Annotated in this window: 7 protein-coding genes; 4 read left to right on the plus strand and 3 right to left on the minus strand. The window is 72.6% G+C overall.

What is annotated here, in order from left to right; all coding sequences use genetic code 11:
• Positions 1–3: 3 nt before the first annotated feature.
• On the plus strand, positions 4–417 hold the full coding sequence (locus tag JHN45_RS47710) for a metallopeptidase family protein (RefSeq protein ID WP_201055690.1): 414 nt from the start codon (positions 4–6) through the stop codon (positions 415–417).
• Between the two features lie 30 nt (positions 418–447).
• Here JHN45_RS47710 and JHN45_RS47715 read toward each other — a convergent pair whose 3' ends face one another.
• The 3 genes from JHN45_RS47715 to JHN45_RS47725 form a co-directional block, all read right to left on the minus strand.
• Positions 448–1,941, minus strand: coding sequence for a DUF5719 family protein (locus JHN45_RS47715; RefSeq protein WP_200716456.1), 1,494 nt, complete (start codon positions 1,939–1,941; stop codon positions 448–450).
• Entirely contained in the window at positions 1,938–5,672 is a 3,735-nt protein-coding gene (locus JHN45_RS47720) for a glycosyltransferase (protein WP_201055686.1), read from the minus strand. The genes JHN45_RS47715 and JHN45_RS47720 overlap by 4 nt, the downstream gene beginning before the upstream one ends.
• Before the next feature lie 197 nt (positions 5,673–5,869).
• Positions 5,870–6,133: a WhiB family transcriptional regulator gene (locus tag JHN45_RS47725; protein ID WP_003975777.1), complete on the minus strand. Its 264-nt coding sequence runs from the start codon at positions 6,131–6,133 to the stop codon at positions 5,870–5,872.
• Positions 6,134–6,739: 606 nt separating this feature from the next.
• Here JHN45_RS47725 and JHN45_RS47730 point away from each other — a divergent pair.
• From JHN45_RS47730 to JHN45_RS47740, 3 genes are all read left to right on the plus strand, one after another.
• The gene (locus JHN45_RS47730) at positions 6,740–7,249 is read left to right on the plus strand and encodes a cysteine dioxygenase family protein (RefSeq protein ID WP_201055688.1); all 510 of its coding nucleotides are present in this window, start codon (positions 6,740–6,742) and stop codon (positions 7,247–7,249) included.
• A 100-nt stretch (positions 7,250–7,349) separates the two neighbouring features.
• A complete protein-coding gene (gene cofD / locus JHN45_RS47735) occupies positions 7,350–8,309 on the plus strand; it encodes a 2-phospho-L-lactate transferase (RefSeq protein WP_200716459.1) in 960 nt (319 codons plus the stop codon).
• On the plus strand, positions 8,306–9,534 hold a 1,229-nt coding region (locus JHN45_RS47740; protein WP_201055689.1), incomplete at its 3' end, for a coenzyme F420-0:L-glutamate ligase. The genes cofD and JHN45_RS47740, both read left to right, overlap by 4 nt.

Below are 9,534 nucleotides of genomic sequence, written 5' to 3' on the forward strand. Positions count from 1 at the left end.
GTCCTGCACCAGATCCGCGATCGCCACGGCCGGGGCATGCGCGGCCCGATCGCACCGCCGCAGGTTCCGCTGGCCGCGAGCCGGGCCGAGGCGTTCGCGGATCTGGTGCAGGACTCCGTGGAGCGCCTGGAGCGACGCTGGCCGCAGTTGGCAGACATCGATTTCCTCGTCCTGGAAGTCCCTCGACTGGGTGGTGCGGGCGAGGGCTGGAACGACGAGTCGGTGCCCCTGGGGGGCACGATCGCCGCCCGTGAGGGGCAGCCCGCGCGCGTGGTGATCTATCGGCGGCCGGTCGAGATCCGCACGAAGGGGCGCGACGAACGCGCGGCCCTGGTCCACGAGATCGTCGTGGAGCAGGTCGCCGAACTGCTGGGCCTCACCCCGGAGACCGTCGATCCGCGCTACGGGGAGGACTGACCCTCCCCGCGCGCGTGGGATCGCCGACCGCTACTTCTGAAGGACCGACAGGTCCTCGTCCGTCTTCGGCACCGACACCGTCCCCCGGTCGTCGGGCAGGGTCTGGATCGTGAAGCCCGGTACGCCCTCCTCGGTCGCCGACAGCGTCCGCGCCGCGTACACCGGGCCGCCCGACTGGGGCTCGACCGTCAGCGCGTAGGTGCCCTTCAGGCCGCCGGGGACCGGGAGTTCGACGTCCTGGGTGGTGCCTGCCTTGATCGTGTACGTCTTGGAGACCGGCGTACCGCCGCCGCTGCCGGCCGACGCGGTGACCTTGACGGTCGCGGTGCGGGTGGGCGCGACCAGGGACAGCGTGGAGCCCTTGGCGCTGTTGTCGGCGGACGTCGCGCGCGTGCCGACCGGGGCGGTCGCCGGGATGAACGCCGTCTCCTGCTTGCTGCCCTTGCCCCGTACGACCTTCAGCGCGGCGACGACCGGCACGGACTGGTCGGTCGGCGTCAGGACCAGGGAGCCCGGGTCGCCGCGGGTGACGTCACCGAGGTCGACGCCGATCGTCATGCCCGCCTTGACGTGCACGGTCTCGTGCCCGGCCGGCGTGATCATCCCTGTGGGCGAGGAGAGCCGCACCTTCAGGTCGGCGTCCGAGTCGCCCGGTGTGAAGACGATCAGCCGCACGGAGGTGGCGTCCTTCGGGATGCCCGGCATGACCAGGCTGCCCGCCGGGTCGGTGGACGCGGCCAGCCAGTCGCCGCCGAGCTTGGCGTCGAGGGCCTGCACGGACGCGCCGACCCGGCCGCTGCGCACGGTCACGTGCACGGTCAGGTCGGTCTCCTGATCGTCGGTGAGCGTGGACAGCAGGATCGGCTCGTCGGCGTGCGGATCGACCGTGATGCCCTCCCCCACCGTCGACTTGAGGTCGCCGTCCTTGCCGTAGAGGTCGATGTCGACGACGGCGGCGGAGTCGTCCGGGTTGGTGAGGTTCACGTAGTCGGTGCGGTCGGCGGAGGTGCTGGCGCCCGGGAACCAGAACTCGGTGTCCGGGGCGGTGCAGTTGACGCCCTGGAGGCCGCGTCCGTTGCCCGCGGCGACCTCGGTGGTCTCCTGGACGGTCCAGCCGGGCGCGTACTTGCCCTCGGCCGTGCCGAGCAGCGCGGGCGAGTCGGCGCCGGAGCTGTCGCCGGTGGCCGGCGTGCCGGGGTTCTTGGGCGTCAGGACGGGCTTGGCGGGCTTCTTCTTGCTCTTGCCGCTCGTGCTGGCGCCCGACTCCTCGCCCGCGGCCCGGAGTTCGGCCTTGCCGCTGTCGTCCGTGCCCGTCGTGACGGGCGTGAAGGACGTGTACGACGTGTCGGCGAGGTCGGAGGTGCTCGGCGCCGGGCAGAGCAGGCTGGTGCGCTCCACGGGCAGCTGGGCGGCCGCCTCGGCGGTGTGCGTGCTGGACGCTGCCGGTGTCTTCATCTCGGCGAACCCGGTGACTGCGGCGAGCGCGGCCACGCCGGCGAGGAAGGACAGGGTGGTGCGGTTCACTGCTGGCTCCCGTCGGGGCGCTCACTGCCGTGCGGATGCTGCTGGGCGGGGTCGTACGCCGGGTCGTAGGCGGGGTCGTAGTTCGGGTCGTAGCCCTGGCTCTGCCCCTGGCCCTGGTCGTAGCCCTGTTCGTACGTCGGGTCGTACCCGGGTGCCGGGGGCTGGCCGCCGTAGGCGTACGGGTCGTACTGGCCTCCCTGGTAGGGATCCGCCTGGTACGACTGGTCGTAGGTGCCCGCCGGGTACTGCTGGTCGCCCTGGTACTGCTCGCCGCCGTAGGTGCCGTACTCGGCGCCCGCGTAGCTCGCCGAGTCCCACTCGCCGTAGGACTGCTGCTGCGGGATCGCGGCGGCGGCTACCTCCTCCTCCGTAGGAGGAGGTGTGGTGCCCGAGCCGAAGGCGTCGAACTCCCCGGTGCTCGCGATGTCCGCCGGCTCGTCCGCCTGGTCGGTGGCCTCGGTCTCGGCCTGGGCGCGCAGGCGGCGGGCCCTGCGGCCCTCGCCCGCGACCGCCTGGGCCGGGATCAGCTCCTCCTCGGGGAGGTCGTCGTCGACGTCACGGCGGCGGCCCGGGAGGGCGAGCACGACGAGGACGAGGGCGAGCGCGCCCTGGGTCCACAGCCAGGCGGTGTGTCCCATCGGGTCGTCGTAGGTGACGTCCAACCGGCCGCCGGTGGCGGGGAGTTGGAAGCCCTGGGCCCAGCCGTCGACCGTGGTGCGGGTGAGCGGCTTGCCGTCCAGGGTGGCCGTCCAGCCCGCGGCGGCCGTGTCGGCGAGGCGCAGGACGCGGCCGGTGGCGCCGGACGGGATCGTGGTGTGGATGTCGACGGGTCCCGCGGCGACCGGCTTGGGGGCGGCGGTGCCGGCGACGATCGCCGCGCGGGAGACCTGCGCGTTGACCCGCCACAGGGCGCTGCCGTCGGCCTGGCTGAGCCTGCTGAGGCCGGGGGTGGCGTCCAGGACGCGGCTGACCTCGCGGGGCGCGCCCTTGTGGACGAGGACGTAGCGCACGGCGAAGCCGCCCAGTTCGTCGGCCTGGTCGGCGCCGGAGCCGGCGACGAGGTTGGCGACGACCTTGTCGAGCCTGCTGTTCTCGCCGTCCGACGCGGCGAACTCGCCGTCTCCCATGCGGGCGCCGGAGCCGCGCACCAGCATGTAGCCGACGTGGGCGGCGGAGTCGCTGTCCAGGACGAGGGTGCGGGCCTGGTCCTGGGTGTCGCTCTCCTCCGCGACGAACGCGGGCACCTGGGTCGGGTCGCGGCGCTCCAGGGGGCCGTCGGCGCCACCGAGCATCCAGCCGGCGGCGACGAGCAGCGGTCCCGCGGCCGAGGCGAAGGCGATCAGGACGGCCACCGGCTGGCGCCAGCCGAAGCTCTGCTCGGCGACACGCGCGCGTGCCCCGTCGGCGCCGAGCGCGGCGGCGGCGAGGAGGGCGAGGCCGTAGACGAGGGTCGCGGGGCCGGCCCAGGTGGAGCTGTTGGACAGGACGGCGAAGACGAGGCCCACCAGGGCGACGCCCCAGGCGGCCCGGATACCGAAGGCGCGCTCGCTGCGCAGGAGGGCGGCGAGGGCGGCCAGCACGATGCCGATCAGCATCAGGCCGTTGACCGTACCGGGGCCGCCGGGGCTGGCGCCGAGCAGGTCGAGGGGGGTCGCGGACCCGGAGCCGTACTCCAGGCCTGCCTGCTGGAAAAAGCCGAACGGGAGCAGCGTCAGCGACCAGGGCGCCAGGATCAGCAGCGGGGTGCCGAGCTGGGCCAGGAAGCGCAGGCCGTAGGCGGTGATCTCGCTTCTGCGGACGGCCAGCAGCGCGATGCCGAGGATCAGGGCGATGGGCCAGATGATCGGCGTGAAGGCGGTGGTGACCGTCAGGAGCAGGGCGTAGGCCCAGGTGGCGCGCCAGCTGCCGCGCGTGCCCGAGGAGTGCATGAGGCCGCTGGCGGCGATGCCCGCGCGGGCCGTCAGCGGGAGCAGGACGGCGAGTACGGCGGTGCCGATGCGGCCGCCCGCGAGGGCGCCGGTGGCGGCGGGCAGGAAGGCGTAGACGACGGCCGCCCAGGCGCGCAGCAGGCGCGACTCGACGAGCGGGCGGGAGGCGAAGTAGGCGGTGAACCCGGCCAGCGGCACCGAGGCGACCAGCAGGACCGTGACCGCGAGGCCGGTCGAGCCGAACAGCAGCGAGGAGAGCATCGCGACGAACGCGAGGTACGGCGGCGCGGACGGGGTGCCGCCGGCGCCGACCGGGTGCCAGGAGTCCAGGAAGCGGGACCACAGTTCGCCGGAGTCGCCGGGTGCGGGCAGCAGTGCGCCGCCCGTGAGCGCGCCGCTGCCCAGCAGGTTGCGGCAGGCGACGAGGGAGACGAGCAGCAGCACCAGGAACAGCACCGGGCCCGGTTTGCGGGCGATGCGCTTCACGCGCGCGAACTGCTCGATCTCCAGGAAGTCCGCGTCGTCGCCGCCGGGTCCGGACTCGACCGCGCCGCCGTGCCGGCCGGCCCCCGAGGTGATCTCGGGGTCGGAGGTGTCGACGAAGCTGGCGGCGGCCTGTTCGAAGGTGGCCCGCAGGGTCGCGCCGGGCGGCGGGAAGAGCGGCCGCAGCTCCGCCTTGTCGATCTGCGGGGTGCCGCGCCTGCGCCGCCCGGCGATGATCCGCTCGGGGCGCAGCAGGGTCCCCAGGAGGCCGCGGATCTCGTCGAGGGCCTGTCCGGGGACCTTGCCGACGAGATAGCCGAGGGTCCGCAGCACGGTGCCGACGACGATCCTGACGAGGACCCAGGGCAGCACGGCCGTACGGCTGTTGACGAGCAGGGTGTAGACGGCGCCGGCCTTGTCGACCTTGTGCGGGGAGGCGACGGTGCGGCCCGCGCAGTCGACCGCGCGGCGCTCGCGGGAGGCCGCCTCGGCGTGCCGTACGACCGCCTCGGGGGCGACCAGGACGCGGTGTCCCGCGGCGGTGGCACGCCAGCACAGGTCGACGTCGTCCCGCATCAGGGGCAGCCGGCGGTCGAAGCCGCCGAGTTCGTCGAAGACGTCGCGCCGGATCAGCATCCCGGCGGTGGACACGGACAGCACGGGCCGGACGTGGTCGTGCTGGCCCTGGTCCTGTTCGCGGCGGTCCAGGCCGGTCCAGCGGCGCCCGGAGTGGGCGATGGTGACGCCGACCTCCAGGAGCTGCCGCCGGTCGTACCAGCCGCGCAGCTTCGGCCCTACGACGGCCACGTCCTCGCGGCCGAGTTCGTACTCCTGGTCCACCACGCGCAGCAGTTGGGCCAGGGCGTCGGGCTCCGGCGCGGAGTCGTCGTGCAGCAGCCACAGCCACTGGACGGGCTCGCCGTGCGGGAGTTCCGGCATGTCGTAGGCGTCGTCGCGCCAGGTGCGCGTGACGGGGTCCCAGCCGCTGGGGCGCTTGAGGTACGGCAGGTCGTCCGGGGTCAGCACGGGGGCGGTGCGGTTGGCCTCCTCGACGGCCTGGCCGAAGCCGGTGCGCCGGGCGAGGTGCAGCACGCGGTCGGCGCCGAGGGTGTCGGTCACCAACTGGGCGGAGTCGTCCGCGCTGCCGGTGTCGGCGGCCATGACGCTCTGCACGGGGCGCTCCTGGCCGAGCAGCCCGGCGAGCGCGTCGGGCAGCCAGCGGGCGCCGTCGTGGGAGACGAGCACCGCGGTGACTACGTGACGCGGGAACTCAGGAGTGGCAGCGTCGTGTTGGGCTGCCGTGTGGCTGTGCACGGACATCGAGGTACGGGCCCCGGTTCGATGGACTGCGGTGGACGCATGCGTCCCGAGGGGACTGCGGTACGTCTCGGACGAGCGCCCACACTATCGGCTGGGCACAGCGACGGCCCGCCGCCTGTGGATAACCCAGTCGCGACGGGCCGTTCAGTAGGTCCCGAGGTGTGCCCCGGGGCATGTCCCCAGGCGTGCCGTGCGGTTCAGACGGCGGCCTTCTTGAGCCGGCGGCGTTCGCGCTCGGAGAGGCCGCCCCAGATGCCGAAGCGTTCGTCGTTGGCGAGGGCGTACTCGAGGCATTCGGAGCGGACCTCGCAGGCGAGGCAGACCTTCTTGGCCTCGCGGGTGGAGCCGCCCTTCTCGGGGAAGAAGGACTCGGGGTCGGTCTGGGCGCACAGCGCGCGCTCCTGCCAGCCGAGTTCCTCGTCCGCGTCGTCGACCAGCAGTTGCTGCACCAGCTCGGTCATGTGCGCCCCTCGTCTGTCTTTCGCGTCCCCGTGATGTAGCCGTTACCGATGTCGGCTGAACGACACGAGTGAAATTACAAGTGTGCTGCTCCGGGCGAGTCAAGCCGAGATCTGCTATTGGGCCCCTTATTCACTCTGCGGAACCAAGGCCTAGCGGAAAGTGTTCAAATCGGCATAAACCTTGACAGGCAGTGGAGACCCTCGTGCGCCTCCTACCCCGAGGCAGGGCCTGTACGGGGGAGGACGCTCAGGAGTTCGATCTCGTTCCCACGGGGTTTGTGCGCCCGGTTGTGCGCCATGTGTCCCGATAGCCTCCTGAACAAACCTTTCACCTCCCAGATGAACCGGATGAGGTGAAACATGTCCCACATGCCGGGCGTCGAGTTGACAGTGCGGGTGTGAACCGATGTCCTTGTGGGCATGCTCGCGAACTCGGCACTCACCTCGACCCGCTCCGCCGGGTCCCTCGGTGCTGCCCACGCTCGCTGCAGCTGTTGTTGCTGTTCCGGCTGTTGAGCCCTCCGCGCTCCGGCCCCACCTCTCTCTTCTTTTGGTGACACCCATCCCCCGCCGTTACTTCTTACGCCGAGGAACCACCGCACCCCCATGAACAGCGACAGCGACCTCCAGATCGCCGGCGACATCCTCGAAGTCCCGCACCTCCTCCAGGCAGCGCGCGAACACCCGGCCACCGTGGCCGAGTTCGTCGGCCTGGCGCGCTCGATCGCCGCCGACCGCGCCCAGTGGGAACACCTCGTCGAGTACGACGCGACGACCCGCTGGTACCACCGGCTGAGCACCGGCCCCGGCTACGAGGTGTGGCTGCTGTCCTGGGTCCCCGGACAGGGCAGCGGGCTGCACGACCACGGCCCCTCCTCCGGTGTGCTGACCGTCCTGGACGGCACGCTGACCGAGCGCACCGACCGGAGCACGCGCGCGTTGGGGGCGGGCGCGCAGCGGGTGTTCGCGCCGGGGTACGTCCACGAGGTCGTCAACGACACCCTCGAACCGGCCATAAGCCTGCACGTCTACTTCCCCGGCCTGACCGAGATGCCGATGCACACCGCGTGCGCACGGCGCGACGGGGCGGAAGCGGTCGACGCCGTGACCGCCTGAGGCGAGGCGACGGCCGTCCGGCCCGAGACGCGGTGGCCGTCCGACCGCGATGCGACGACTGCCTGCCGCGTTGTCACACCCGCCTGCAAGACTTGTCTCCATGCGCATTGTGGTTCTTGCAGGAGGTATCGGTGGTGCCCGGTTCCTGCGCGGTCTTCAGCAGGCCGTGCCGGACGCCGACATCACGGTGATCGGCAACACGGGGGACGACATCCACCTCTTCGGGCTGAAGGTCTGCCCGGACCTCGACACGGTGATGTACACGCTCGGCGGCGGCATCAACGAGGAGCAGGGCTGGGGCCGTGCCGACGAGACCTTCCACCTCAAGGAGGAGCTCGGGGCGTACGGGGTCGGACCCGAGTGGTTCGGGCTCGGCGACCGGGACTTCGCCACGCACATCGTGCGGACGCAGATGATCGGCGCCGGCTATCCGCTGAGCGCGGTCACCGAGGCGCTGTGCGACCGCTGGCAGCCCGGGGTGCGGCTGATCCCCATGACGGACGACCGCGTCGAGACGCATGTCGCCGTCGAGCTGGACGGCGAACGCAAGGTGATCCACTTCCAGGAGTACTGGGTACGGCTGCGCGCGTCGGTCGCCGCCGAGGCCGTCGTACCGGTCGGGGCCGAGCAGGCCAAGCCCGCGCCCGGCGTCCTGGAGGCGATCGCGGAGGCGGACGTCATCCTCTTCCCGCCGTCCAACCCGATCGTCTCCGTCGGCACCATCCTCGCCGTGCCCGGCATCCGGGAGGCGATCGCCGAGGCCGGGGTGCCCGTGATCGGCCTCTCCCCCATCGTCGGGGACGCGCCCGTGCGCGGGATGGCCGACAAGGTGCTCGCGGCGGTGGGCGTGGAGTCCACGGCGACCGCGGTGGCCGAGCACTACGGCTCCGGGCTGCTCGACGGCTGGCTCGTCGACACCGTGGACGCCGCCTCCGTACCGGACGTCGAGGCGGCCGGGATCCGCTGCCGGGCCGTACCGCTGATGATGACCGACACCGAGGCGACCGCGCGGATGGCGCGGGAGGCACTCGCGCTGGCGGAGGAGGTGCGGGCCGTATGAGCGAAGTGCCGCCGGTGGAGGGTTACCGGGTCTGGGCCGTGCCCGGGATGCCGGAGGTCGCGGCGGGCGACGACCTCGCCAAGCTGATCGCCGCCGCCGAGCCCGGGCTCGTCGACGGGGACGTGCTCCTCGTCACCTCGAAGATCGTGTCCAAGGCGGAGGGGCGCATCGTCGAGGCGGCCGACCGGGAGGCCGCGATCGACGCCGAGACCGTACGGGTCGTGGCCCGGCGCGGGATGCTGCGGATCGTGGAGAACCGGCAGGGGCTGATCATGGCCGCCGCCGGGGTCGACGCGTCCAACACCCCTGCCGGGACAGTGCTGTTGCTGCCCGAGGACCCGGACGCGTCCGCGCGCGCGATCCGCGACGGGCTGCGGGACGCGCTCGGCGTCGACGTGGGGGTCGTCGTCACCGACACCTTCGGGCGGCCCTGGCGCACGGGGCTCACGGATGTCGCGATCGGCGCCGCGGGCGTACACGTACTGGACGATCTGCGCGGGGGCACGGATGCCTACGGCAATCCGCTCAGCGCGACCGTCGTGGCGACCGCCGACGAGCTCGCCGCCGCCGGTGATCTGGTGAAGGGCAAGGCCGCGGGGCTGCCGGTCGCGGTGGTGCGGGGGCTGCCGCATGTCGTGACCGACAAGGATGACGAGTCGGGCGCGCGGGCCATCGTGCGGGGCGGGCGCGACGACATGTTCCGGCTGGGGACGTCGGAAGCCGTACGGGAGGCGGTGACCCAGCGTCGTACCGTGCGGGCCTTCACCGACGAGCCGGTCGACCCCGGTGCGGTACGGCGGGCCGTGGCCGCGGCGGTGACCGCGCCGGCGCCGCACCACACGACGCCGTGGCGGTTCGTGCTGCTGGAGTCCGCCGAGTCGCGGACGCGGTTGCTGGACGCGATGCGGGACGCGTGGGTCGCGGATCTGCGGCGGGACGGGAAGTCGGAGGAGTCCATCGCCAAGCGGGTGCGGCGCGGGGACGTGTTGCGCGGGGCGCCGTATCTCGTGGTGCCATGTCTCGTGATGGACGGGTCGCACACGTACGGGGACGCGCGGCGGGACGGGGCCGAGCGGGAGATGTTCGTGGTGGCCGTGGGGGCGGGGGTCCAGAACTTCCTGGTGGCGCTTGCCGGTGAGCGGTTGGGGTCGGCGTGGGTGTCCTCGACGATGTTCTGCCGGGATGTCGTGCGGGAGGTGTTGGGGCTGCCGGAGGGGTGGGATCC

Origin of the sequence: Streptomyces sp. MBT53, from assembly GCF_016654115.1 — a bacterium.
Lineage (GTDB): Bacteria > Actinomycetota > Actinomycetes > Streptomycetales > Streptomycetaceae > Streptomyces.